This is a genomic window from Streptomyces sp. NPDC101178 (assembly GCF_044767965.1).
GTDB lineage: Bacteria > Actinomycetota > Actinomycetes > Streptomycetales > Streptomycetaceae > Streptomyces.
On sequence record NZ_JBIWOZ010000002.1, the window covers coordinates 209,978 to 235,697 of the forward strand.

Genomic DNA, 25,720 nt, shown 5'->3' on the forward strand with positions numbered 1-25,720 from the left:
GGGCTACGCCTCCTTCCGGGTGCGGGGGTCGAGAGCGGCGTAGACGAGGTCGGCGAGCAGGTTCGCGGCCAGGACCGAGAGCGTGATGATCAGGAAGACGCCCTGCATCAGCGGGTAGTCCTTGGCGCCGACCGCCTGGAGCAGCTGGAAGCCGATGCCCGGATAGGTGAAGACCATCTCGACCAGCAGTGTGCCGCCGACGATGAAGCCGAGCGAGAGCGCGAAGCCGGAGATGTTGGGGAGGACGGCGTTGCGGGCCGCGTAGCCGAACATCACGCGCCGCTCGGACAGGCCCTTGGCCTGCGCCACCATCACGTAGTCCTCGGAGGAGACGGTGACCATCATGTTCCGCATGCCGAGGATCCAGCCGGCCACCGCGCTGAGCACGATCGTCACGCCGGGCAGGAAGGCGTGGTAGAGCGCGCTGGAGATGAACGGCCAGTCGAAGGCCGGGACGAGGGCGCTGTCGTAACCGCCGGAGTTCGGGAAGAGGGACCACTTCTCGGCGAACAGGGCGATGGCGATGAGGCCGAGCCAGAAGTACGGGATGGAGGAGATGAAGGTGGTGACCGGCAGCAGGCCGTCCAGCCAGGAGCCGCGCTTCCAGCCGCTGTAGACGCCGATGCCGGTGCCGAGGAGGAAGCTGAGGACCGTGGTGACGCCGACCAGCGCGAGCGTCCAGGGCAGGGACTGGACGATCACCTCGCTGACCGGGGTCGGGAAGAAGGTGAAGGAGAGGCCGAGGTCGCCGTCGAGGAGGTGGGCCCAGTAGTCGGTGTACTGCTGCCAGAGGGACTGCTGCTCGTCGAGGCCGAAGAGGGCCTTGAGGGAGTCGATGGCCTTGGTGTCGAGCTGGCCCTGGTAGCGGCTGAGCAGCGCCTGGACGGGGTCGCCGGGCATCAGGCGCGGGATGAGGAAGTTGATGGTGATGGCGGCCCAGGCGGTGACAGCGTAGAACGCGAGCCGTTGGAGGAGGTACTTCACCGGGAGGTCTCCTTGCCGGCCGCGGCGGCGCGCGGGCCCGTGCCCTCGTTCTCGTACGACCGTGCGCCGACGCCCTCGTACAGCCAGCACGCCGCCCACTGCCCGTCCGCCAGGTCGAAGCGCGGCGGGAGGTCGGTGCGGCAGCGCTCCATGGCCTTGGGGCAGCGCGGGTGGAAGCGGCAGCCGGCCGGTGGGGCGATGAGGGAGGGTGGTTCGCCGGTGCCGGTCTCCTCCTGTTCCTCCTCGGCGACGATCCGGTCCGGGTCGGGCGCCGAGGCGATGAGGAGTTGGGTGTAGGGGTGGGCGGGGCGCTGGGTCACGGTCTCGCTGTCGCCGCCCTCGACGATCCTCCCCGCGTACATGACGAGGGTGGTGTCCGCGAAGTAGCGGGCGGAGGCGATGTCGTGGGTGATGTAGAGGATCGCCAGGTGGAGGCGCTCCTTGAGGTCGCGGAGCAGGTTGAGGACGCCGAGCCGGATCGACACGTCGAGCATGGAGACCGGCTCGTCGGCGAGGAGGACCCGCGGGTCGGCGCCGAGCGCGCGGGCGATGGCGACGCGCTGGCGCTGGCCGCCGGAGAGCTCGTGCGGGAACTTGTCCAGGTACTGGTGCGGCGGGGTGAGCTGGACCCGGTTCAGCAGGTCGGTCAGCGCCTGCTCCAGCTCCTTGTCCCCGTTCCCCGCCCGGCCGTGGATCTTCAGGGCGCGGGTGAGGTGGTAGCGCACGGTGTGCACCGGGTTCAGCGAGGCGAACGGGTCCTGGAAGATCAGCTGGACCTGGCGTACGTAACGGCGGAAGGACCGGCCACGACCGGCGACGGTCGGCTCGCCGCCCAGCCGTATCTCGCCCGAGGTGAGCGGATGGAGCTGGGCGAGCAGGCGGGCGACGGTGGACTTGCCCGAGCCGGACTCCCCCACCAGGGCCGTGACGGTGCCGCGCCGGAGCTGGAGCGAGACGTCGTCGACGGCGTGGACGCTGCGGCGCTCCCGGGCGAACAGGTCGCGCGCGGTGCGGCGCAGGGGAAAGTGCTTGGTGACCCCGCGCGCTTCCAGCACCACGTCGGTGCCGGTGCGTACGGTCTCGGACTGATCGGTGGTCATGGCCGGTTCTTCCCCGTACTTACTTGGCGGGCGTGAGGTTCAGCACGATCTCCAGCGCGCTGGGCTGGGTGTGCTGCGGCGGGGCGTAGGGGTTGGCCTCGGTGGGCCAGCCGATCCAGTTCTTGGTGGAGTACTCGGCGCCGATGGGGGCGGCGGCGGTTGGGATCATGGGCGCCTGCTCGACGAAGATCTTCTGGATCGTGTTCAGCGCCGTGGTGCGGGTCTTCTCGTCCTTGGCGTTGGCGTACTCCTTCAGGGCGCCGGTGGCCTCGTCGCTCTTGAAGCGGCCGAAGTTGCCCTGCTGGGAGCTCTTGCCGATGGGCTGGAGGAGCGCGCCGTCCATGACGTTCTGGTACATGTCGTACGGCGTGGCGCCGCTGTTGGTCCAGCGCAGCGTGGCGTCGAAGTTGCCGTTGGCCACGTCCACGCCCCAGGCCTCGGCGGTCTGGGTCTTGACCTTGGCCTCGATGCCGAGCTGCTTGATGTTGTCCTTGATGATCGCGAGACCGGTGATGTAGTCGTTCCAGCCGGCCGGGTCGGTGAAGGTGAGCGTCACCGGCTTGCCGGACGGGTCCTTGAGCACGCCCCCGCTGAGCGTGAAGCCGGCCTCGTCGAGCAGCTTCTTGGCTCCGGCGACATCGGGCTTGGTGTTGACGCCCTGGTACTCCGGCGCGAGGAAGGGTTCACCGGCCGGGAGCGGGATGCCGGTCGGGTTGGTGATCTCCGGGTAGAGCGTGGCCTGGGCCTGGATGTGGATGGCCTTGCGGTCGACGACCATCGCCATCGCCTTGCGGAGCGCCGGGTTGTCGAAGGGCTTGCGGGCGGTGTTGAACCAGAGGCCGTGGATGCCGAGGCCGGAGGGGAACCAGAGCTTGTGGTTCTTGGGGTCCTTGTCGATGAAGAGCTGCTTGTGGTTCGGCATGAAGACGAAGGACCACTCGACCTTGCCGGTGGCCAGCGCGGTGGTGGCGGCGCTGTTGTCGTTGTACGCGGTGTAGCGCAGCTCCTTGACCTTGGTCTTGCCGTTCCAGTAGGTCGGCGTCGCGGTCAGGGTGGTGGTCTGCGGGGTGAACGTCTTGAGCTTGTACGGGCCGGAGCCGACGGGCGTGCGGTTGGGCCAGGTCTCCGGGTTCTCGACCTTCTCCCAGATGTGCTTGGGCACGATGAAGGTCTGGATGATCTTGTTCTGGTTGACGAACTGGGACTCCTTGAAGGTCAGGACGACCTTGCCGCCCTCGACCGCGACCCCGTCGAAGGGGATGCCGTTCCAGTTGAGCGCCGAGTGCTTCTTCAGCAGGTTGAAGGTGAACTCCACGTCGGCCGCCGTCAGGGGCTTGCCGTCGGCCCACTTCGCCCGCTCGTCCAGGGTGAAGGTGACCTTGGTGAAGTTGCCCTCCCACTCCCAGTCGGTGGCGAGCCACGGGTCCGCCTTGTCGGTGGGCTTGATCATGTTCGTCATGGCCAGCGGCTCGTAGATCATGTACCGGTAGCCGAGCGTGGCGCCCGCCGAGGTGTTGAGGAACGGGTTGCTGTTGTTGGTCTGCGGCCCGTCCGGCTTCCCGAGGGTCAGTACGCCGGTGGCGGCGCCGCCACCGTTCTTGTTTGCGCCCGAGTTGGCGTCGGAGCAACCGGCGGCGAGAGCGATCACGACGGTGGCTGCGGCGACCGCTCTGAGCGTGGTGCGACGGCGTGACGACATGGCGACTCCAGGGAAAGGGCTGCCGGGTCGGGGCGATCCGGCGGAGGGTGGAAGGGGTGAGGCGGGGCGCGGCCGGGCGGCCGGTCCGTCACGGCGCCGAGTGGCGCACGACCAGTTCGGTGGGCAGCACGGCCGGGCCGTCGGGTACGGGCGTGCCGCCGAGGTGGGAGAGCAGCAGCCGGGCGGCCGTCTCACCCATGCGGCGGGTGGGCTGGCGCACGGTGGTGAGGGGCGGTTCGGTGTGTTCGGCCATCGGGATGTCGTCGAAGCCGACGACCGCGACGTCGTCGGGGACCCGGCGCCCGGCGACCCGCAGGGCGCGCAGCACGCCGGCCGCGCTGATGTCGTTGTGCGCGAAGACGGAGTCGAACGTGGCGCCTTCGGCGAGGAGCCGCTCGATGGCGAGCCGGCCGCCGACCTCGGTGAAGTCGCCTTCGACGACGAGGCCTTCGGGCAGGACCGAGCGGAATCCGCCGAGCCTCTCCCGTACGCAGCCGAAGTGCTGGGGTCCGGTGAGGACGACGGGCCTGGAGCGTCCGGCGGCGAGCAGGTGGCGGGCCGCCGACGCTCCTCCCTCGTGGTTGGTGGTCACGACGGAGGGGAATTCGGGGTGGTGGCCGCGGTCGTCGATGAGGACGATCGGCAGGCCGTCGCGGTGCAGTTCGGTGAGGTGGTCGAGCGTGTTCTCCGGCTCCACGACGACGAGCCCGTCGAAGGCGCGCGCCGACACCTGGCTGGTGAAGCGCTGGACGGACTCGGCGCCCCGGTTGCAGGTGAACAGCAGCAGCCCGTAGTCGGCGGCCTCGACGGTGTCGACGACGCCTTGGAGCAGTTCCCCCATCCACGGCCAGGTCAGCGAGGGCACGAGCATCCCGACCGTACGGCTGGAGCCGCGGGCCAGGCCCACGGCTCCGGAGCTGGGCACATAGCCGAGCTGTGCGATCACTTCACGAACACGGGCGGCGGTGGAACCGTCCACTTCGCCCTTGGTGTTGATGACCCGCGACACGGTCGTCTTGCTGACGCCGGCCTCACGGGCGACATCGGCGATGGTGACGCGCATCTGGGCCTCCAGGGGCCGGGAGACGTGCTGGAGAGGTTTCCGGTACCGGTTCCGGAACCGGTACCGGCGTTGCGGCTGGAGTTAACCGCGCCGATACAGAGCCGTCAATACTTCACGTCGACATTGGTCGGGCCTCATCTGCCGGGCGGGCAGGGCGGGTTGAGTGTTCACCTCTTGAACGTACGAGAGCCGCCACCCCCGGGGCCGGGGTGGCGGCTCTCGTGAACAGGCAGGCGGCGCCTACTCCGTGGGCTCCACGCCCGCGCGGAGCAGCCCGTAGGTGTACGCGTCCTCCAGCGCCTGCCAGGACGCGGCGATGACGTTCTCGGCGACGCCGACGGTGGCCCAGTCGGCGGTGCCGTCGCCCGTGGTGATCAGGACCCGGGTGGTGGACTCGGTTCCGGTCCGGCCTTCCAGGATGCGGACCTTGTAGTCGACCAGCTCCAGCTTGGCGAGCTGCGGGTAGATGCGCTCCAGGGCGACGCGCAGGGCCCGGTCCAGGGCGTTGACCGGGCCGTTGCCCTCAGCGGTGGCGACGATGCGCTCGCCCTTGGCCCAGAGCTTCACGGTGGCCTCGTTGGCGTGGACGCCGTCGGGGCGGTCCTCGACGATCGCCCGCCAGGACTCCGTACGGAAGTAGCGGCGGGCCCTGCCCTCCACCTCGCCGCGCAGCAGGAGTTCGAAGGAGGCGTCGGCGGCCTCGTAGGTGTAGCCCTGGAGTTCGCGCTCCTTGACCCGCTCCACGACCCGGCCGACCAGGGCGCGGTCGTCGCCCAGGTCGACGCCGAGTTCCTTGCCCTTCAGCTCGATGGAGGCGCGGCCGGCCATGTCGGAGACCAGCATCCGCATGGTGTTGCCGACCAGCTCCGGGTCGATGTGCTGGTAGAGGTCCGGGTCGACCTTGATCGCGGAGGCGTGCAGCCCGGCCTTGTGCGCGAAGGCCGAGACACCGACGTACGGCTGGTGCGTGGAAGGCGCCAGGTTGACGACCTCGGCGATGGCGTGCGAGATCCGGGTCATCTCGGCCAGCGCGCCTTCGGGCAGCACCTTCATGCCGTACTTGAGTTCCAGCGCGGCGACGACGGGGAAGAGGTTGGCGTTGCCGACCCGCTCGCCGTAGCCGTTGGCCGTGCACTGGACGTGGGTGGCGCCGGCGTCCACGGCGGCGAGCGTGTTCGCGACGGCGCAGCCGGTGTCGTCCTGAGCGTGGATGCCGAGCCGGGCGCCGGTGTCGGCGATGACGGTGGAGACGACGGCCTGGACCTGGGCGGGGAGCATGCCGCCGTTGGTGTCGCAGAGGATGACGACCTCGGCGCCCGCCTCGTACGCGGTCCGGACCACGGACTTGGCGTACCCGGCGTTGGCCCGGTAGCCGTCGAAGAAGTGCTCGCAGTCCACGAAGACCCTGCGGCCCTGTTCGCGCAGGTGGGAGACGGTGTCGCGGACCATCTCCAGGTTCTCGTCCAGGGTGGTGCGCAGGGCCAGCTCGACATGGCGGTCGTGGGACTTGGCGACCAGCGTGATCACCGGGGCACCGGAGTTCAGCAGCGCCTGCACCTGCGGGTCGTCGGCCGCGCTGCCACCGGCCCTGCGGGTCGCGCCGAACGCCACGAGCTGCGCGTTCTCGAACGTGATCTCCTGCTGGGCGCGGGCGAAGAACTCCGTGTCGCGCGGGTTGGCCCCCGGCCAGCCGCCCTCGATGTACCCCACGCCGAAGGTGTCCAGATGACGGGCGATGGTCAGCTTGTCGGCGACCGTCAGGTTGATGCCCTCACGCTGAGCACCGTCGCGCAGTGTGGTGTCGAAGACATGGAAACTGTCGTCGGTGGCGTTGGCCTTGGTGGTCATGCTGATCTGGCTCCTGTCGGATGAGTGGACCGGACGATCTGGTTCCACTTGCCCCCATCATCCCGCGCGCGCCGTCCCGGCCCGGGTGCGGACCGGAAAACAAAAAACCCCTCGCGGGTGCGAGAGGTCTGCGCGCGGGTCTGGGGCACGGTGGCCGCGCCGTACGGGGTGGTACGGGACGGTCACTGCGGACCGGCGCGCCTGCTGCCAATAATCATGACGAACGAGGACACGGCAGAAGTGTCGCACAGTGACGCGTCCGTGACGGTGGTGTCTCAGGATGCGGTCGTGACGCTGGTCGCATCGCCCGGTCAGCGGCTTCTTTCCAGCGTCTCGTCCAGGAACTCCGCCGCCTGTACGAGCACCTGTTCGCGGCCCGTCCCCGGGATGCCCACCGTCACATGGACGCTGAACCCGTCCAGCAGCGCCCGCAGCCGGGTCGCGAACCGGTCCGCGTCCACCGCCCGGAACTCCCCGCGCGAGACCCCTTCTGCGACCAGCGCCACCAAGTCCCGGTGCCAGGCCCCTTCGATGGCGGCCTGCCGGGCCCGCGCGTCGTCGTCCGCGTTCTGCGAGCGGCCCCAGACCTCCAGCCAGAGCGTCCAGTGCGGGTCGCGGTGGCCGGCGGGCAGGTAGAGGCCGATGTACGCGTCCAGCCGCTCACGGGCGGTCGCGGGCTCGGCGAGCAGGGCGCGGCGCTCGGCCCCGAGGCGGTTCTCGCTCCACTCCAGGGTCCGCAGCAGCAGCTCGTCCTTGGTCCGGAAGTAGTAGAGCAGGTGCCCGCTGCTCATCCCCACCTCGCGCCCGAGCCCCGCCATGGTCAGCCCGTCGAGCCCGCGCGCGGCGATGGTGGCCATGGCGGCGGCGAGGACGGCTTCACGGGGCGGGGCGGCGTGGTGGGTGCGACGGGGGGCGGGGGTCATGGGCTGGGGCTCCCGGGACGGGTTCAGATCCTTGGCTGCTGGGTCAGATCTTCGGCTGCTGCTGGGTGATGCAGTGGATGCCTCCACCGCCGGCGAAGATCGTACGGGCGTCGACGAGGGTCACCGTACGGTCCGGGAACAGGCCCCGGAAGATCGCCGCGGCCTCCTCGTCGCGCGGGTCGTCGAAGGCGCAGAGGACCACGCCGCCGTTGCAGAGGTAGTGGTTGATGTAGGAGTAGTCGACCCACTCGCCGTCCTCGTCGCGCAGCGCGGTGGGCGCGGGCACCTCGATGACCTCCAGCGGGCGGCCCTTGGCGTCGGTGGCGGCGCGCAGGACGGCCAGCAGCTCCCGGGTCACCTCGTGGTCGGGGTGGGCCGGGTCCGGCTGGACGTGGGCGACGACGGTGCCCGGGCGGACGAAGGCGGCGACGATGTCGACATGGCCGAGCGTGCCGTACGTCCCGTAGTCGCCGGTCAGCCCGCGCGGCAGCCAGATCGCCTTCTCGGTGCCGAGGCGGGCGTGGATCTCCGCCTCCACCTGCTCGCGGGTCCAGCCGGGGTTGCGCTCCTCGCCGAGCTGGACGGTCTCGGTGAGCAGGACGGTGCCCTCGCCGTCGACGTGGATGGCGCCGCCCTCGTTGACGAGCGGGGAGCTGTGGGCCGGGGTGCCGGTCAGCTCGGCGACGGCACGGCCGATGTGCTGGTCGCTCTCCCAGCGGGCCCAGCCCTGCGCGCCCCAGCCGTTGAACGTCCAGTCGACGGCGGCGAGCGTGCGGCCGTCGGTGACGAAGGTGGGCCCGATGTCCCGCATCCAGGCGTCGTCGAGCGGCCGGACGACCAGCTCCACGTCCGGCCCGAGGAGCGCCGCGGCCCCTTCCTCCTGTCCCGGCCCGACGACCACCGTGACCGGCTCGAACCGGCGTACGGCCCGGGCTACGGCGGCCCAGGCGCGGCGGGCCTCGTCCAGCTCGGCGTCGGAGGCGAAGGTGGGGTTGGGCCCGGGCCAGGCCATCCAGGTGCGCTCGTGGGGGGCCCACTCGGGGGGCATGCGGAAGGAGGGGGCGGGGGTGGCGGGCATGGAGGCTCCTGGGACGGGATCTTTAGAGTGCCACTCTAGGAGGTGGAACAGGTCCTATGGAAGGTTCTTGAGACCCTCCTTCGAGCAGTGCTCTATCCGTCGGGGAGGGAAAAGGCCGCACCGGCAAGGAGCCGGGTGCGGCCTGAACCGGGAGCGGGAAGCCCTAGCCGAGCGGGTGCATCCAGCCGTGGGTGTCCTCGGCGATGCCGCGCTGGATGTCGAGGAGGCGGTCACGCAGCTTCATGGTGACCTCGCCGGGGGTGCCGTCGCCCTGGTTCCACTCGCCGTTCGCGGTCTTCACGATGCCGACCGGGGTGATGACCGCGGCGGTGCCGCAGGCGAAGACCTCGGTGAGGGTGCCCTTCGCGGTGTCGTCGCGCCACTGGTCGATGGAGACGCGGCCCTCCTCGGAGCCGTAACCGAGGTCGCGGGCGACCTTGAGGAGGGAGTCGCGCGTGACGCCGGCGAGAAGGGAGCCGGTGAGGGAGGGCGTGATGATCTTCTTGGAGCCGTCCTCCTGCTCGTACACGAAGTAGAGGTTCATCCCGCCGAGCTCCTCGACCCACTTGTGCTCGACGGCGTCGAGGTAGGCGACCTGGGCACAGCCGTGCTGGGCGGCCTCGGCCTGGGCGAGGAGGGAGGCGGCGTAGTTGCCGCCGGTCTTGGCGTCGCCCACGCCGCCGGGGACGGCGCGGACGCGGTTCTCGGAGAGCCAGATGGAGACGGGCTTCACGCCGCCGGGGAAGTAGGCGCCGGCCGGGGAGGCGATGACCAGGAAGAGGTACTCGTTGGCCGGCTTCACGCCGAGGCCGACCTCTGTGGCGATCATGAACGGGCGCAGGTACAGCGACTCCTCGCCGCCGTGCGCCGGGACCCATGCCTTGTCCTGCTGGACCAGCGCGTCGCACGCTTCGATGAACGTCTCGACCGGCAGCTCCGGCATGGCCAGGCGCGCGGCCGAGCGCTGGAAGCGGCGGGCGTTGGCGTCGGGCCGGAACGAGGCGACCGAGCCGTCGGGCTGGCGGTAGGCCTTGAGGCCCTCGAAGATCTCCTGCGCGTAGTGCAGGGTCATGTTGGCCGGGTCCAGCGACAGCGGGCCGTACGGGACCAGCTCGGCGTCGTGCCAGCCGCGGCCCTCGGTCCAGCGGATCGTCACCATGTGGTCGGTGAAGTGCCGGCCGAATCCGGGGCTGGCCAGGATCGCCTCGCGCTCCGCGTCGGACAGCGGGTTCGAGGAGGGCTTGAGCTCGATCGTGGGCGTCGTCATGAGTGCGTGTCCTTCACCGGTCTTGTGTGTGATGGACCGCGCCCACGCCCGTCCTCCTCCCGACGCTCTCCGGTCAGGTCCTAGGACGTCCGAGCTTCACCACGAGCCACGGCCCCGCGTTCGATTATCGCTCGCGGGGGGCCAGGCACGAAATGGTGGGAATGCGGTCCAGGGGTCGATGGTGGCACCCGGGGGCCGCACAGGTGAAGCCGCCGGGCGCTGATGCGACCCGGCGGCTTCGAAGTGGAGTCGTCGGGTCAGCTCGCTACGCGTACCGCGAGCGCGTCACCGATCTCGTCGGTCGTACGCGTGGCAGCGCCGTCGCGCTCCGCGAGGTCGGCGGAGACGGCGTCCTCGATGCGGGCGGCCTCGGCCTCGTAGCCGAGGTGGCGCAGCAGGAGGGCGACGGAGAGGACCGTGGCGGTCGGGTCGGCCTTGCCCTGCCCCGCGATGTCGGGGGCGGAGCCGTGGACCGGCTCGAACATCGACGGGAACGCGCCCGTCGGGTTGATGTTGCCGGAGGCGGCCAGGCCGATTCCGCCGGTGACGGCGGCGGCCAGGTCGGTGAGGATGTCGCCGAAGAGGTTGTCGGTGACGATGACGTCGAAGCGCTCCGGCTGCGTGACGAAGAAGATCGTCGCGGCGTCGACGTGCAGGTAGTCGGTGGAGACCTGCGGGTACTCGGCGGCGACCTTGTCGAAGGTGTTCTTCCACAGGTGGCCGGCGTAGACGAGGACGTTGTTCTTGTGGACCAGCGTCAGCTTCTTGCGCGGCCGGGCGGCTGCTCGCTCGAAGGCGTCCCGGACCACGCGCTCGACGCCGTACGCCGTGTTGACGCTGACCTCGGTGGCGACCTCGGCGGGCGTGCCGGTGCGCAGCGAGCCGCCGTTGCCCGTGTACGGGCCCTCGGTGCCTTCGCGGACGACGACGAAGTCGATGTCCGGACGGCCGGCGAGCGGGGTCGCGGTGTTCGGGAAGAGCTTGGAGGGGCGCAGGTTGATGAAGTGGTCGAAGGCGAAACGCAGCTTCAGCAGCAGCCCGCGCTCCAGGACTCCCGACGGCACGGACGGGTCACCGATCGCTCCGAGGAGGATGGCGTCGTGGTTCCTGAGCGCCTCCAGCTCCGCGTCCGGGAGGGTGTCGCCGGTGCGGTGCCAGCGCTGGGCGCCGAGGTCGTACTCCTTGGTCTCCAGCTTCACATCCTGCGGGAGGACAGCGTTGAGGACTTTGAGGCCCTGGGCCACGACTTCCTGGCCGATTCCGTCACCGGGGATCACTGCGAGATCGATGCTGCGAGACATAGGGGAAGCCTAACGGTGCGTCCCACCCCATGACATCCGATGTCCACCATACGGACGCGACGTATGCGCGTTCGGGCCGGTCGGGGTGTTCGGGCGCTCCGGGGTGGGGGTGAGCGGTCTACCGGTGGGCGGCTCAGTGGCCGGTCGAGCCGCCGTTGTCGCGGCGGTCGAGGGCGCGCTGCAGTGCGGCGGCGGCGTTCTTGCGCTCGGCCTCGGCCTGGCGGGAGGAGTGGCGGACGCGGCGGGTGGTGGTGTTGGCCATGATGGATCGACTCCTTGAGATCGCATGAATGCCGGGGGCAGGCCGCACAGCGTGGTGCGGCGCCGAGGCCGGGACCGGGATCGGATTTCGAGGTGCCGGAAGGAGCGGGGAGCGTACGCCGCAGGGGGTGACCTGCTTCGGGGCGCGCGCCCGCAACCGCCACAGTCGCTCGATCGAGCGATTCGTTCGGCTCCTACAAAGCTAGGACAGTCGGGCCGCTCTGTCTCTACAGTTAGTCGGACTTCCTACTATCTGAGACGGCCGCTCCCCCACGCTCTGCCCGCAGCTCCCGGATCAGCGCCCGCACGGCGAGGGATCGTGCCTGCTCAGGGGCGGTGAGGCAGCCGATCGAGCGGGTCGGGCGGGCGAGTCCGAGAGCGGTGATCTCGATTCCGTCGGGTGCTCCGCAGAGGGACAGACCGGGCATGATCACCTACCGGGCCCCCGGGAAACCACGACGCCCTGGCGGCGGTGTTCCGGGGTGGGGCCGGCACGCAAGGGAGTCGAGCCGCTCCGCCTACAGCAGGTCGCCGTCGCGCCAGTCGAAGACGAGCGGGTGCGCGGCCGAGGGCAGTGCGTGGCCGGCGGCCGGGCGGACGTAGGTGGAGCCCTCCTCCTCAGGCAGCGCCACCGTCCCGTGCGGGCCGAGAGCGGCGAGGCCGCCCGGCCACACCTGCCAGCCGCGCGCCGCGTAGAGCGGCGCGCCCGCGTCGGAGGCGGAGAGCGCACCGAACTCGTACGCCCCGTCGACGACCCGCTCCAGCGCGCCCATCACCCGGTGGCCGAGCCCTTGGCGGCGGCGGCCGGGACGGACGGCGACGGCTTCGACGTAACCGGCGCGCACCGAGCGGCCGTCGTGGAGCACCCGCCGCTGGACGATCGAGCCGTGGGCCACGAGGAGCCCGCCGGTGTCGCGGACCAGGGCATGGACACCGCCGAGCGCGTGCTCCCAGTCGTCGTCGCCGAAGTCGCCGTCGAAGGCGGTGTCCAGCAGGGTGCGGATCTCGTCCCGTACGGCCGCGGTCAGCTCATAGGTGTGGGCGGCGCGCACCGCGGGGAGCTCGGTCATGGTCCCAGTTTCCCAGGCACCCGCTCCCACCAGGCACGCAGGGCCGATGGGGGTACGGAACCGGTCGCGGCGGCTCCGTACCCCAGGGCTCTCGCCGGGCGTCCGGCTCTAGTACACCGAGACGCCGTAGGCCTGGAGCGCCTCCACCACCGGCTGATGGATGGCCGAGCCGCTCGTGCCGGAGCAGCCGGAGCTGCCGGAGTGGATGCCGAGGGCGACGGTCCCGGCGAAGTGGGCGCCGCCGCTGTCGCCTCCGGCGGAGCAGGCGGTGGTGCGGACCATGCCGTAGACGGGCCCGTCACCGTAGTTGACGGTGACGTTGACGGCGGTGACGGTGCCGGAGGTCACCTTGGTGGTGGAGCCGCTCTTGCGGATCGCCTGGCCGACGACGGCGTTGGCGGCGGAGCTGATGTCCTGGGTGGAGCCGTTGTAGAGGTCGACGGTTCCGGCGGGCGAGGAGCCGTTGGTGTAGCGGACGATGCCGTAGTCGTTGGTCGGGAAACTGGTGCCCTCGCGGACGCCGATGACCGAACCGCCGGAGGCGGCCGACCAGTTGGCGGAGATGTTGGTGCAGTGTCCGGCGGTCACGAAGTAACGGGCCCCGCCCTTGGTGACGTTGAACGCGGCCGAACAGCGGCTGCCACCGCCGTAGATGGCTCCGCCGCCCAGCACCTCGCGGTCGAAGACGCCGGGGACGCGGCTGATGCTCACGGCACCGCCGAGCCGCTTCGCGACGGCTTCGAGGCGGGCCATGTCCCGTGCGGAGACGGAGGAGTCGGCCTCCACGGCGACCTGGTTGGTGCGCGGGTCGACGCCCCAGGAGGTGCCGGTGATCTTCGCCTCGGTCTCGAGGGTCTTCATGGCGGCGTCGAGCTGGGCGGCGCTGCGGGCCACCCTGCGTACGGTGGCTCCGGCGGCGCGGGCCTGCTCCTCGGCCCGGTCAGTGGTGACCGTGACGACGAGGTCACCGGTCTTGCGGTCCAGGTAGGTTCCGGCGGTGCCGGCGCCGAGCGTGCGTTCGACGGAGGCGTCGAGTGCGTACGCGGAGGCGGAGGGGATCGCCGAGGGGACAGCGGCGGCGGTGTGGACGTCGGCGGCGGTGGCGGGGGTCGCGCCGAGGCCGAGGGCACCGGCGACGAGCAGGAGGGAAAGGCTCAGGCGGGCGCGGGAGTTGCGTCTCATGGGGGAGCTCCTTCTCGGGTGACGTGTGGGGACGTACCGAGAAGGAATTTGGCATGTTCATTACCTTCACCACAAGACCGCGTGCCACAGAGGCAGTTGACGCGATCCGTACCGCCCTGCCTCCGCCCCTCATACCGGGGCGTATGTGGAAACCGCCCCCCGGCCGGTTGGGGGACCGGTCGGGGGGCGGTGCTCAGGGGGCCTGCACGAAAAGGCCCTGGGGCCCGGGGCGCCGTGCTGCGGCGTCCCGGGGAGGGGTGTCAGCCCTGGTGGGGGTAGGTGTACTCGGTCGGCGCGACCAGGGTCTCCTTGATGGCCCGGGTCAGGGTCCAGCGCTGGAGGTTCTGCGGCGCGCCCGCCTTGTCGTTGGTGCCGGAGGCGCGGCCGCCGCCGAAGGGCTGCTGGCCGACGACGGCGCCGGTCGACTTGTCGTTGATGTAGAAGTTGCCCGCCGCGTAGCGGAGCTTCTCCATCGTGTGCGCGGCGGCCGCGCGGTCGCCCGCGATGACCGAGCCGGTGAGCGCGTAGTCGGAGACCGACTCCATCTGCTCCAGCATGGCGTCGTACTCCGCGTCCTCGTAGACGTGGATCGCGAGGATCGGGCCGAAGTACTCGGTCGTGAAGACCTCGTTCTCGGGGTCCGAGCAGACGATGACGGTCGGGCGGACGAAGTAGCCCACCGAGTCGTCGTACGTACCGCCGGCGACGATCTCGCACGCCGGGTCGGACTTCGCGCGGTCGATCGCGGCCTTGTTCTTGGCGAACGAGCGCTCGTCGATGACGGCCCCGATGAAGTTGCTCAGGTCGGTGACGTCACCCATCGCGATCGAGTCGACCTCGGCCGCGAACTCCTCCTTGAAGCCGGAGTTCCAGATGGAGGCGGGGACGTACGCACGGGAGGACGCGGAGCACTTCTGCCCCTGGTACTCGAAGGAGCCGCGGGTCAGCGCGGTCTTCAGCACGGCGCGGTCGGCGCTCGGGTGCGCGACGACGAAGTCCTTGCCGCCGGTCTCGCCGACGAGCCGCGGGTAGGTGCGGTAGGTGGCGATGTTGTTGCCGACCGTCTTCCACAGGTGCTGGAAGGTGGGGGTCGAGCCGGTGAAGTGGATGCCGGCCAGGTCGCGGTGGTTCAGCGCCACCTCGGAGACGGCCTTGCCGTCTCCGGTGACCAGGTTGATGACGCCCTTGGGCAGCCCGGCCTCCTCCAGGAGCTGCATCAGCAGCACGGCGGCGTGGGTCTGGGTCGGGGACGGCTTCCACACCACGACGTTGCCCATGAGCGCGGGCGCGGTGGGGAGGTTGCCCGCGATGGCCGTGAAGTTGAACGGCGTGATCGCGTAGACGAAGCCCTCCAGCGGGCGGTGGTCCATGCGGTTCCACACGCCCGGCGAGTTGGCCGGGGGCTGCTCGGCGAGGATCTGGCGCGCGTAGTGCACGTTGAAGCGCCAGAAGTCGACGAGCTCGCAGGGGGTGTCGATCTCGGCCTGCTGGGCGGTCTTGGACTGGCCGAGCATGGTGGAGGCGGCCAGCGTCTCGCGCCAGGGGCCCGACAGCAGCTCGGCGGCGCGCAGGATGATCGCGGCGCGGTCGTCGAAGGACATCGCGCGCCAGGCCGGAGCGGCGGCGAGGGCCGCGTCGACGGCGTCCCGGGCGTCCTGCTCGGTGGCGCCGGCGAAGGTGCCGATGACGGCCTGGTGGTTGTGCGGCTGTACGACGTTCACCCGCTCGCCGCCGCCCATCCGCTTCTCGCCGCCGATGGTCATCGGCAGGTCGATCGGGTTGTGGCTGAGCTCCTTGAGCTTCGCCTCCAGGCGGGCGCGCTCCGGGGAGCCCGGGGCGTAGGAGTGAACCGGCTCGTTGACCGGCGCGGGGACCTGGGTGACGGCGTCCATGAGTGCCTTGTCTCCTTGGTGTCGGCGGGGATGTGGGTCGGCCCGGTGGCCGGCTCAGCCCTTGGTGAGGATCGAGCGGCCGAAGAACAGCAGGTTGGCCGGCTTCTCCGCGAGGCGGCGCATGAAGTATCCGTACCAGTCGGTGCCGTACGCCGTGTAGACGCGCATCCGGTGGCCCTCGGCCGCGAGCCGGATGTGCTCGTCGCTGCGGATCCCGTACAGCATCTGGAACTCGTACTCATCCAGTTTGCGCCCGGTCTGCCGGCCGAGCTCCTGTGCGATGGCGATGAGACGGGGATCGTGCGACCCGATCATCGGGTAGCCCTCGCCCTCCATGAGGATCCGGGTGATGCGGACGTACGCCTTGTCGATCTCGGCCTTGTCCTGGTACGCGACGGAGGCGGGCTCCTTGTAGGCGCCCTTCACGATCCGGACGCGGCTGCCGGCGGCGGCCAGGCGGCGGGCGTCGGCCTCGGTGCGGAAGAGGTAGGACTGGATGACGCAGCCGGTCTGCGGGAAGTCCTTCCGCAGCTCCTCGTGGATGGCGAACATCGAGTCGAGCGTGGTGTGGTCCTCGGCGTCCAGGGTGACCGTGGTGCCGATGGCGGCGGCCGCCTCGACGACGGGGCGCACATTGGCGAGAGCGAGCTCGTGGCCGCCCTCCAGCGCTTGGCCGAACATCGACAGCTTGACGGACATCTCGGCGCGCGGGCCCAGCTCCAGGGCCTTCAGCCGCTCGACGAGCTCCAGATAGGCGTCCCGGGCGGCCTCGGCCTGCGCGGGGGTGGTGATGTCCTCGCCGACGACGTCGAGCGTGACCTCCAGGCCCTTGTCCGCCGCGTCCTCGACGATCGGCACGACCTGGTCGACGGTCTCCCCGGCGATGAAGCGGTCGACGACCTGCTTGGTGCCGGGCGCGGCCGAGATGAACCGGCGCATCTTGTCGCTGCGGGACGCGGCGAGAATCACGGGACCCAGCACGGGGACCTCCACGAATATACGGACGAAGGACCGTAACGATATGTACCTGAACGTATGCGAACGGACATGAACAGACCGGTACGGCACGGATAACCACCGTGAAATCTAGGTACCCCGCCGAGCCTGTGCCATCGACACCTGTCACGCATCCGTGGCCGCCATCTCAGACATCTGTATGAAGGGAGGCGGGGAGGGGTGCGAGAATGGCGGTGTGACAGGCGATTACCAGGAACTGGTCGACGAGATCTCCGCCCTCCTCGGCGCACCCGCCACCCTGGAGAACCGCGATTTCGGCCTGGTCGCCTTCGGGGCCCACGACAGCGACGACGACACCGCGATGGACCCGGTCCGCACCCGCTCGATCCTCACCCGCCGCTCCACCCCGGCCGTCCGCGCCTGGTTCGAGGGGTTCGGCATCACCCGGGCGACCGGCCCGGTCCGCATCCCCGCCGCGCCGGAGGCCGGGGTCTTCCGGGACCGCCTCTGTCTTCCGGTACGCCATCGGGGCGTCGTCCTCGGCTACGTCTGGCTCCTCGACACCGACCCCGGCCCGGCGGATGAGCAGCTGACCGCCGCGATGGAGGTCACGGCCCGCATCGGAGCGCTGCTTTCCGACGAGGCGCGGGCGGGCGCGGACCTCTCGCGGGAGTTCGGCGCGGTGCTGACGGCCGGGCCTGGACGGCAGCACGACACGGCGGTCGCGGCGCTGCGGGAGGCGCTGGGCCCGGACGCGGGGGGGCTGCACACGGTGGTGTGCGTGACGCCGTGGGAAGCGGAGGACACGCCGTCGGTACGGGGGGTGGCATCGGCGGCGGCACTGGCGACGATCACCGGAGCGGGAGGCGGTGGTGACGGCGGATCCGGGTCCGTGTCGCTCGCGGCGCTCATCCGGCTGCGGTCGGCGGACCGGCTGGACCCGGCGACGGGCGCCGCGGAGCGCCTGCGTACGGGGGCGGGTCCGGGAGCAACGGGAGGGGTGGCGGCGCCCCGGCGGGGCCTGGACGCGCTGCCGGCCTCCTGGCGCGAGGCCACGGCGGCGGCCCGCGCGGCCCGCGCCGAGACCCGCTTCGGCCCGGTCGCCCGCTGGTCGTCCATCGGCCCGTACCGCCTGCTCACCGCCCTCCCCGGCACCGGCACGGATCCGGCCGACCCGGCGGTCGCCTCGCTGCTGACCCCGTTGCACAAGGAGCTGGCGCACACGGCCGAGGTGTTCCTGGACTGCGCGGGCCAGGCGAGCCGGACAGCGGCCGAGCTGGGCATCCACCGCCAGACGCTCTACTACCGCCTCTCCCGGATCGAGCAGATCACCGGCCTCGACCTGAACGACGGCGAGGACCGGCTGCTGCTGCACATGGCGGTGAAGCGGGCGCGGCTGTAGAGCAGCGCCGAAACCAGCCCCGGCGCCGGCCGAGCAGGCGGTGGAGCTTGACGAAGGCGAGGGCTCCGAGGAAGCCCACGATGTTCAGGACCACGAAGGCCGCGATGACCGCCCAGAGCGTCTCCATGACTACCCCCGTCGTCAGTGGCAAGGCCGCTCAAGCCCTCCTCAAAGACCTTCGGGTCCGCCGTCCGGTTCCGTCAAGGGCCGGTCGCTGACCAGAGCGGCCAGCACCAGCGGTGCGTCCCCGTCGCTGTGGCCGACCGTCACGGCGAACCAGCGGTCGCCGGAGCCTCCCGGGCCTGCCGCGCCGATCGGCCCCCAGACCGCCAGGTCCCCGTACAGATCCTCGGCGAACAGCGCCTGGAACAGCGGCTCCACGGGCGCGCCGCCGCCGGACTGCCGGCGCAGCAACGGCACATGCAGCCGGACGGTGGTGTGCGGGCCCCAGCGGAGGTCCAACTTCTCTGCCAGGCCGGCCAGATGGGCCTCGGCAGCGTCTTCGGCGTCGTTCCACTCGGGGGCGTACACGCCGGTCAGCGGGTCGCCCTCCCAGAGCGGCACGATACGGAAGCCAGCGCCCTCGGTGGCGGTCCACTCGCCCGTCGCCGGGTCACCGTGCGCGATGGTGGGGCCGGTCGGCGGTACGGCGGTGGCGAGGAGCTGTTCGGCCTCGGCCACCGCGCGGGCCGGCACGAAGGACTCCCCGGCCCGGGAGCTCACAACACCGACCGGTCCATCGGGCGGGGCAGCGGCGCCAGGGCCCCCGCCTCGCGCAGGCGCTCGCACACGCGCACCACCGGCGCGGTGTCACCGGGAGGCGCGACGCTCAACAGCAGCCCGCCGCCGGGGAGTTCCTGGCCGACCGCCTCCAGTCCGTCCGGTACGAGGGCGGCGCGGGCCGGAGAGAGATAGCCGGCCCGGCCCACCGCCGGATCCCCGACCGAGAATCCGGCCTCGTCCTCCAGCGCGTCCAGCACGTCGTCGTCGCTCACATCGCCGAAGTCCGGCTCCCACACCCGGGCGAGGAGCGCGAGAACGTCCTCCTCGGGGACGGGCGCGTCGTCCGGGGCGTGGAGCACCACCGCGATCGACTGGAGCAGGAACTCCGGTGCGCCGCCCGCCACTCCGCTGACCTCCGCCTCCCAGCCGGGCGTGCCCGTGCCGACCAGCCGCAGCCCGGTGCCCGTCAGATCCGACCAGTCGGCCGCGCTCCGGGCGGCGCGCACCGCTTCGAGCAGGGCCTCGCCCTCGGGGGTGAGGGCGGTGGCGGGTCCGTTCGCGTGGATCTGGCTCCAGGCCTCCGCCGCCTCCGGGACCAGCCCGGCGAGCCCCTCCAGGGTCCGCCGCCACCGCTCGGCCAGCGCCTCGGCCGGCTCCGGCCTCGGGCCCCAGAAGCCCCGCACCACACGTCGCATGCTGATCTCTCTCCTCCGTCGCGGGACCGCTCGGCCGGCTCGCGTGCAGGCTAACGCGGCTACTCGTCGAAGGCCCCGGGCTTCCTCGTACTGTCGCCCGGTTTCACCGGTGTCGGAACCACCTTGACCGGCAGCCCCTCGTCCCGGAACGCCTTGCGCGCCGCCTTCGCCACCTCCGGGTCCGAGAAGTGCCACTCCACCGGCTTGCCGCCGGCCGCCTCCACCTGCGCGCGGGCCTCGGCGACGAACTTCTCCTTGCCGGAGGCGGTGAGCGTGCCCGGGTCGGTCTTGGAGAGGTAGCTGCCGTAGCCGTTCTTGGCCTCCAGATACGTCTGCCGGGAGGAGTCCCAGCCGTCGTACTCCACGGCCGGCCTGCCCTCGCGCGGATGCGGAACGACGTACTCCTGGCCGCGGTTCGTCCCCGTGATCTGCTCCTGGTAGCGCAGCCAGGACTCGTTCTTCCAGTTGGGCGCCGGGTTGCGGTCCCGGCTCGCCCAGTAGCCGTCGCCCGCGTCCGCGTCACCGAGCGTGCGGCTCGTCAGATCGTCGGCCCAGGACGGCGGGTTGTAGTTGCGCGGGTCGGAGGTGTCGTTGCGCTGCGGTTCCGGATACTGCTTCTTCTCCAGCTCCGCCTTTCGCGCCCGCTCCGGCTCCTCCAGCCGCTTCTGCTCCAGGTGTGCGGCCCGTTCCGCCGCCCGCGCCTCCGCCGCCGCCTTCTTGGCCGCCTCGTCGCAGCCTCCGTTGGCCGCGACCACCCGGCCCGGCGGGCCGCCCGCCAGCACTCCCGTACCGTCGCCAGGGACACCGCCGGGCCCGCCGCCCCCGTACCGCACCAGCGGCGGCGGCCCGGAGGCGATGGCACAACCGGTCCTCCGTGCCGCGTCCTCCGCGCTGTCGGCCGCCTCGTCCGCTTCCTTCGCCGCCTTGCGTACGCCGTCGAGGTCGCCCGCCTCCGACGCCAGCCGGGCCCGCCGGGCGGCCGCGCCCGCGTCGCCCGCCGCGTCCGCGACCTCGGATGCCACCTTGCCGGCCTTGCCGAGCTTTCCGGCCTTGCCGACCACCTTGGCCACGTTGTAGCCGGGGATGAAGAGCGAGCCGACGTTCCAGATCACATCGGTGACGGCCCGGGTCTTCTCGCCGTTGTTCCAGCGCTCGCGGACCTCGTCCCCGACGAAGACGTCGTCCCCGACCGTGACCACGGTGTTGACGGAGGCCTTGCCCCAGTCCCAGATGGCGCCCAGGTAGTCGCCGTCGCTCCACTTGTCGCCCGCGCCCTGCGAATCCTTCATCCACCGGTCGCCGAGCTGGCGGCCGTAGTCGGCGAGACCGGCCCACGTCTCGGGCTTGAACAGGTCGATGATCCCGGAGATGTCGCCCCAGATGCCGTCGATCACCAGGCCCTTGAAGACCTGCGTCGTACGGTCCCAGGCGCAGCCGAAGAAGCCCCAGCCGCCGCAGTCCTCCTGTTCGCCGGCCTCCTCGCCGCCGTCGCCGCTCTCGCCGTCCCCCTCTGCGGAGACCGGCAGGTCGTAGGCGGCTTCGGGCTCCTCGTCGTCCTCGGGGAAGGTGTCCACGCCGGTACCGGGACGGCCGTCGTCGTCGGGTCCTCCGGTGCCGCCGCTTGAGGTCGAGCCGGTGGTGCCTGGAGAACCGGTGGAGCCGGTGGAGCCGGACGTCTCGCCGCCGGTGGTGGTCCCGCCGGTGGTGGTCCCGCCGGCTCCGTCCGTACCGCCGCTCCCTCCCGTACCACCGGTCCCTCCCGTGCCGCCAGGCCCACCCGTACCGCCGGTCGCGTCGCCCCCGGACGCTCCCGTACCACCCGTGACCGTGGAACCGCCGTCCGCGCCTCCATCGGCACCTTGGGACGAACCCCCGTCCGCCCCTGTCCCGCCCGATGAATCCCCCGCCTCCACCTCGCCGCTGCCGCCCGGGACCGGGCACGAGCTGCCGGTCAGTGAGCAGATCGCCGACTGGAGCCCCTCCGTGATCCGGCCGCCGAGGCCCCCCACCGTCAATGCCGCGATCAGCGCGAGGACGATCAGGACCAGCCCCAGGTACTCCAGCGCGGACTGCCCCCGGTCCCGGCGCCAGGTGATCAGGTGCGGGAGCGAGAACCTCGGCGGCTCCCCGCGCTCCCGGGGCGGCAGCAGGAACCACGCCCGGCTCTGCGGCCGGCTCAGCAGCACCAGGATCACGACGGGCAGCACCAGCTGCGTGAGCCCGTCCGGTGACCCGTCCGCCAGGTTGCCCAGGCCTCCGATGATCAGCCACACCTGGACGGCGACGATCCCCCACCGGACGAGCCTGCCGCCCGTCCGCAGGTGCCAGGCCAGCAGCGCGCAGAGCACGCCGGGCGCGGAGGCGTACAGCAGGATGCCGAGCACCTGCGCGCCCATGGCGTCGGCGGCGATCGCGGAGCCGGAGAGGCCGATCGCGCCGAGCGCCGTCGCGCCGAGCAGGACGAGGAGCAGCACCCGTACGACGACGAGCGGGCCCGGGAGGTCACGGTGCGGGGCGGCGGCCGGAGCCGGGCCTCCCGCTACGGGTATGCCACCGACAGCAGACATACGTGATCCGATCCCCGGCGCCCATGAGTGACGTGACAACCGGACACCCTAGGGTCGGGCAGCCTCACCCGTCGTGGGCCCCAGGACCCAACCCGAGGCCCATAGAGGCGGGTTGGGTCCGCGTACGCAGAAAGCTGCCGGGCGCCCCTCGGTGAGGAGGCGCCCGGCAGCCGGGTGCGGAGCGGGACGGGTCAGTCGGTGAGGTTCACCGAGCGGGCCGAGGAGGCCCCGATCTCGTCGGCGATCTCACCGATCACCGTCTGCGGGACGGTCTCGTCGACGGTGAGGACGACCAGCGCCTCGCCGCCCTCGGCCGCCCGCGAGACCTGCATGCCCGCGATGTTCAGACCGGCCTCGCCGAGGATCTTGCCGACCGCGCCGACCACACCGGGACGGTCCTGGTAGCGCAGGACGACCATGTGGTCGGCGAGGGCCAGGTCCACGTCGTGCTCGCCGATGGCCACGATCTTCTGGAGGTGCTTCGGGCCCGCCAGCGTGCCGGAGACCGCGACCTCCTCGCCGCTGGCGAGCGTGCCGCGCACGGTGACCACGTTGCGGTGGTCGGGCGACTCGGAGCTGGTGGTGAGGCGGACCTCGACCCCGCGCTCCTGGGCGAAGAGCGGGGCGTTGACGTACGACACGGTCTCGTCGACGACGTCCTCGAAGACGCCCTTGAGCGCCGAGAGCTCCAGCACCTTGACGTCGTGCTGGGTGATCTCGCCGTACACCTCGACGTCGAGCCGGGCCGCCACCTCGCCCGCGAGCGCGGTGAAGATCCGGCCGAGCTTCTCGGCGAGCGGGAGACCGGGGCGTACGTCCTCGGCGATCACGCCGCCCTGGACGTTGACCGCGTCCGGGACCAGCTCACCGGCGAGCGCGAGGCGCACCGACTTGGCGACCGCGATGCCCGCCTTCTCCTGGGCCTCGTCGGTGGAGGCGCCGAGGTGCGGGGTGCAGACGACCTGGTCGAACTGGAAGAGCGGGGAGTCCGTGCAGGGCTCCTTCGCGTACACGTCCAGGCCGGCGCCGGCGACGCGGCCCTCCTTGAGCGCGGAGTACAGCGCCTCCTCGTCCACGATCCCGCCGCGCGCGGCGTTGACGATGCGGACCGAGGGCTTCACCTTGTGCAGCGCCTCGTCCCCGATGAGACCGAGGGTCTCGGGGGTCTTCGGCAGGTGCACGGTGATGAAGTCGGCGATCTCCAGGAGCTCGTCCAGGCTGAGGAGCTTGACGCCCATCTGCGCGGCGCGGGCCGGCTGGACGTAGGGGTCGTAGGCGACGATCTTCATGCCGAAGGCCGACATGCGCTGCGCGACCAGGACACCGATGCGGCCGAGGCCGACGACGCCGAGGACCTTCTCGCTGAGCTCGACCCCGGTGTACTTGGAGCGCTTCCACTCGCCGTTCTTGAGGGCGGTGTTGGCCTGCGGGATGTTGCGCGCGGTCGCGACCAGCAGACCGCAGGCCAGCTCGGCGGCGGTGACGATGTTGGAGGTCGGGGCGTTGACGACCATCACGCCGGCCTTGGTGGCCGAGGAGACGTCGACGTTGTCCAGACCGACACCCGCGCGGGCCACCACGCGGAGCTTCTTCGCGGCGGCGATCGCCTCGGCGTCGACCTTGGTGGCGGAACGCACCAGGATGGCGTCGACGTCGGCGATCGCCGGGAGGAGTTCGGCGCGGTCAGCGCCGTTGCAGTGCCGGATCTCGAAATCCGGACCCAGAGCGTCCACCGTGGCGGGCGACAGCTCTTCAGCGATGAGTACGACAGGTTTCGAGCTCACGTGAGTCCTCACAAGTCCAGTGCCGGACGGCCGTCCCGACGGCCGCAGGCGGTGGAGGGGCTAGCCGCGTGGTAGACGCACGACACTGTGGGCCCTGACGCGTGTATGTGTTGAGAAGTGTAGTGGTGCGGAGGGCTTTCGACTGCGCCCCGGTGGAAGGATCACCCGCACGAGGGTGGACGCGGTGTACACCCGTACGGAAGGCCACGTTCCGGTGATGCGGAGCGGGGCGGGCCCCCGGGACCCGCCCCGCTCCCCCGAGACTTACGCCTCTTCGTCGTTCACCCAGCTCATGAGCTTGCGCAGCTCACGGCCCGTGGTCTCCAGCAGGTGGTCGCTGTCGGCCTTCTTGTACTCGTTGTACTTGGGCAGACCGTTGTGGTACTCGGCCATCCAGTTCTTGGCGAAGGTGCCGTCCTGGATCTCGGTGAGGACCTTCTTCATCTCGGCCTTGGTGGCGTCGGTGATGATCCGCGGGCCGGTGACGTAGTCGCCCCACTCGGCGGTCTCCGAGATGGACCAGCGCATCTTCTCCAGGCCGCCCTCGTACATGAGGTCGACGATGAGCTTCAGCTCGTGCAGGCACTCGAAGTACGCGATCTCGGGCTGGTAGCCGGCCTCGGTCAGCGTCTCGAAACCGGCCTTGACCAGGGCGGCGGTGCCACCGCAGAGGACGGCCTGCTCACCGAACAGGTCGGTCTCGGTCTCCTCGGTGAAGGTGGTCTTGATGACGCCGGCGCGGGTGCCGCCGATGCCCTTGGCGTACGACAGGGCCAGCTCCAGGCCCTTGCCCGAGGCGTCCTGCTCGACGGCCACGATGCAGGGAACGCCGCGGCCCTCCTCGTACTGGCGGCGGACCAGGTGGCCGGGGCCCTTGGGGGCGACCATGCAGACGTCGACGCCGGCCGGCGGCTTGATGAAGCCGAAGCGGATGTTCAGGCCGTGGCCGAAGAACAGCGCGTCGCCGTCCTTGAGGTTGTCCTTGACGGACTCCTCGTAGACCTGGGCCTGGATCGGGTCCGGGACCAGGATCATGATGACGTCGGCCTCGGCGGCGGCCTCGGACGGGGTCACCACGCGCAGGCCCTGCTCCTCGGCCTTGGCCTTGGACTTCGAGCCCTCGTGCAGACCGACGCGGACGTCGACGCCGGAGTCGCGGAGCGACAGCGCGTGGGCGTGGCCCTGGCTGCCGTAACCGAGAACCGCGACCTTGCGGCCCTGGATGATGGACAGGTCGGCATCGTCGTCGTAGAACAGCTCGGCCACTGGGTCTTCTCCTTGGTGTGCAGGTGTTGCGTCCCACCGTACGGCGGGGGCGTCGTGTACGTGATCGGGTCTCGCCATACGAGCGGTGCGGGCCGCTCGCGCCGCCGGTCAGGCGGAGCGGTCGAGGGCGCGCAGCGAGCGGTCGGTGATCGAGCGCGCGCCACGCCCTATGGCGATGGTGCCGGACTGGACGAGCTCCTTGATGCCGTACTGCTCCAGCATCTTGAGCATCGCCTCCAGCTTGTCGGCCCCTCCGGTCGCCTCGATCGTGACGGCCTCCGGGGAGACGTCGACGGTCTTGGCGCGGAACAGCTGGACGATCTCGACGATCTGGGAGCGGGTCTCGCTGTCGGCGCGGACCTTCACCAGGACGAGCTCGCGCTGGATCGCGGCGGCGGGCTCGAGTTCGACGATCTTCAGGACGTTGACCAGCTTGTTGAGCTGCTTGGTCACCTGCTCCAGGGGCAGGCCCTCGACATTCACGACGATGGTGATGCGGGAGATGTCGGGGTGTTCGGTCGTACCGACCGCGAGCGAGTCGATGTTGAAGCCGCGTCGGGAGAACAGGGCGGTGATCCGGGCGAGGACACCGGGCTTGTTCTCGACCAGGACGGAGAGCGTGTGCTTTTCGGACATGGGAGTCGTTCTCTCTCTGTCT

At 70.9% G+C, this 25,720-nt stretch carries 21 protein-coding genes and 1 pseudogene; 1 reads left to right on the plus strand and 21 read right to left on the minus strand.

The genetic code is table 11. The features are described 5' to 3' along the window. Positions 1 to 3: 3 nt before the first annotated feature. From ACIRR8_RS05105 to ACIRR8_RS05175, 15 genes and pseudogenes are all read right to left on the minus strand, one after another. Positions 4 to 984, minus strand: a complete 981-nt coding sequence (locus ACIRR8_RS05105; RefSeq protein WP_398723713.1) for an ABC transporter permease — start codon at positions 982 to 984, stop codon at positions 4 to 6. Next, positions 981 to 2,084, minus strand: a complete 1,104-nt coding sequence (locus ACIRR8_RS05110) for an ABC transporter ATP-binding protein (RefSeq protein ID WP_404059108.1) — start codon at positions 2,082 to 2,084, stop codon at positions 981 to 983. The genes ACIRR8_RS05105 and ACIRR8_RS05110 overlap by 4 nt, the downstream gene beginning before the upstream one ends. Before the next feature lie 19 nt (positions 2,085 to 2,103). Further along, a complete protein-coding gene (locus tag ACIRR8_RS05115) occupies positions 2,104 to 3,783 on the minus strand; it encodes an ABC transporter substrate-binding protein (RefSeq protein WP_404059111.1) in 1,680 nt (559 codons plus the stop codon). 88 nt (positions 3,784 to 3,871) lie between these two features. Beyond that, the gene (locus tag ACIRR8_RS05120) at positions 3,872 to 4,846 is read right to left on the minus strand and encodes a LacI family DNA-binding transcriptional regulator (RefSeq protein WP_404059113.1); all 975 of its coding nucleotides are present in this window, start codon (positions 4,844 to 4,846) and stop codon (positions 3,872 to 3,874) included. 240 nt (positions 4,847 to 5,086) lie between these two features. Continuing rightward, positions 5,087 to 6,694, minus strand: coding sequence for a citramalate synthase (gene cimA / locus ACIRR8_RS05125; protein WP_404059116.1), 1,608 nt, complete (start codon positions 6,692 to 6,694; stop codon positions 5,087 to 5,089). 311 nt (positions 6,695 to 7,005) lie between these two features. After that, positions 7,006 to 7,617, minus strand: a complete 612-nt coding sequence (locus ACIRR8_RS05130) for a TetR/AcrR family transcriptional regulator (protein WP_404059119.1) — start codon at positions 7,615 to 7,617, stop codon at positions 7,006 to 7,008. Positions 7,618 to 7,660: 43 nt separating this feature from the next. Next, positions 7,661 to 8,695, minus strand: coding sequence for an agmatine/peptidylarginine deiminase (locus ACIRR8_RS05135; protein WP_404059121.1), 1,035 nt, complete (start codon positions 8,693 to 8,695; stop codon positions 7,661 to 7,663). Between the two features lie 163 nt (positions 8,696 to 8,858). Further along, the gene (locus tag ACIRR8_RS05140; protein ID WP_404059124.1) at positions 8,859 to 9,962 is read right to left on the minus strand and encodes a branched-chain amino acid aminotransferase; all 1,104 of its coding nucleotides are present in this window, start codon (positions 9,960 to 9,962) and stop codon (positions 8,859 to 8,861) included. 257 nt (positions 9,963 to 10,219) lie between these two features. After that, positions 10,220 to 11,263, minus strand: a complete 1,044-nt coding sequence (locus ACIRR8_RS05145; protein ID WP_404059127.1) for a 3-isopropylmalate dehydrogenase — start codon at positions 11,261 to 11,263, stop codon at positions 10,220 to 10,222. Positions 11,264 to 11,396: 133 nt separating this feature from the next. Next, positions 11,397 to 11,525 carry a hypothetical protein gene (locus ACIRR8_RS05150; protein WP_015611586.1) on the minus strand — a complete coding sequence of 43 codons (129 nt, stop codon included), beginning with the start codon at positions 11,523 to 11,525 and terminating at the stop codon, positions 11,397 to 11,399. Between the two features lie 232 nt (positions 11,526 to 11,757). Further along, positions 11,758 to 11,955 (minus strand): annotated as a pseudogene (locus ACIRR8_RS05155) (LysR family transcriptional regulator); the annotation flags it as partial. Between the two features lie 87 nt (positions 11,956 to 12,042). Beyond that, positions 12,043 to 12,594, minus strand: a complete 552-nt coding sequence (locus tag ACIRR8_RS05160; RefSeq protein WP_404059130.1) for a GNAT family N-acetyltransferase — start codon at positions 12,592 to 12,594, stop codon at positions 12,043 to 12,045. 108 nt (positions 12,595 to 12,702) lie between these two features. Then, a complete protein-coding gene (locus ACIRR8_RS05165; RefSeq protein WP_404059133.1) occupies positions 12,703 to 13,776 on the minus strand; it encodes a S1 family peptidase in 1,074 nt (357 codons plus the stop codon). 260 nt (positions 13,777 to 14,036) lie between these two features. Continuing rightward, entirely contained in the window at positions 14,037 to 15,668 is a 1,632-nt protein-coding gene (pruA, locus tag ACIRR8_RS05170) for an L-glutamate gamma-semialdehyde dehydrogenase (RefSeq protein WP_404059135.1), read from the minus strand. Positions 15,669 to 15,722: 54 nt separating this feature from the next. Beyond that, the gene (locus tag ACIRR8_RS05175) at positions 15,723 to 16,649 is read right to left on the minus strand and encodes a proline dehydrogenase family protein (RefSeq protein WP_404059138.1); all 927 of its coding nucleotides are present in this window, start codon (positions 16,647 to 16,649) and stop codon (positions 15,723 to 15,725) included. Positions 16,650 to 16,860: 211 nt separating this feature from the next. On the opposite strand from ACIRR8_RS05175, the gene ACIRR8_RS05180 reads away from it, so the two are divergent. Continuing rightward, positions 16,861 to 18,027: a PucR family transcriptional regulator gene (locus ACIRR8_RS05180; protein WP_404059140.1), complete on the plus strand. Its 1,167-nt coding sequence runs from the start codon at positions 16,861 to 16,863 to the stop codon at positions 18,025 to 18,027. Positions 18,028 to 18,195: 168 nt separating this feature from the next. On the opposite strand, the gene ACIRR8_RS05185 is transcribed toward ACIRR8_RS05180, so the two are convergent. The 6 genes from ACIRR8_RS05185 to ilvN all read right to left on the minus strand — a co-directional run bounded on the left by ACIRR8_RS05185 (position 18,196) and on the right by ilvN (position 25,698). Further along, positions 18,196 to 18,750, minus strand: coding sequence for a hypothetical protein (locus tag ACIRR8_RS05185; RefSeq protein ID WP_404059143.1), 555 nt, complete (start codon positions 18,748 to 18,750; stop codon positions 18,196 to 18,198). Beyond that, positions 18,747 to 19,445 (minus strand): hypothetical protein, encoded by a 699-nt coding sequence (locus tag ACIRR8_RS05190; RefSeq protein ID WP_404059146.1) that lies wholly within the window; start codon positions 19,443 to 19,445, stop codon positions 18,747 to 18,749. The genes ACIRR8_RS05185 and ACIRR8_RS05190 overlap by 4 nt, the downstream gene beginning before the upstream one ends. A gap of 59 nt (positions 19,446 to 19,504) precedes the next feature. Then, complete coding sequence (locus ACIRR8_RS05195) at positions 19,505 to 22,012, minus strand: Tox-REase-5 domain-containing protein (RefSeq protein WP_404059149.1); 2,508 nt, start codon at positions 22,010 to 22,012, stop codon at positions 19,505 to 19,507. A 191-nt stretch (positions 22,013 to 22,203) separates the two neighbouring features. Continuing rightward, positions 22,204 to 23,796, minus strand: coding sequence for a phosphoglycerate dehydrogenase (gene serA, locus ACIRR8_RS05200; RefSeq protein ID WP_404059152.1), 1,593 nt, complete (start codon positions 23,794 to 23,796; stop codon positions 22,204 to 22,206). A 264-nt stretch (positions 23,797 to 24,060) separates the two neighbouring features. Continuing rightward, positions 24,061 to 25,062 carry a ketol-acid reductoisomerase gene (gene ilvC, locus ACIRR8_RS05205; RefSeq protein ID WP_404059154.1) on the minus strand — a complete coding sequence of 334 codons (1,002 nt, stop codon included), beginning with the start codon at positions 25,060 to 25,062 and terminating at the stop codon, positions 24,061 to 24,063. Positions 25,063 to 25,170: 108 nt separating this feature from the next. Then, the gene (gene ilvN / locus ACIRR8_RS05210) at positions 25,171 to 25,698 is read right to left on the minus strand and encodes an acetolactate synthase small subunit (RefSeq protein WP_003966072.1); all 528 of its coding nucleotides are present in this window, start codon (positions 25,696 to 25,698) and stop codon (positions 25,171 to 25,173) included. Positions 25,699 to 25,720 lie beyond the last annotated feature (22 nt).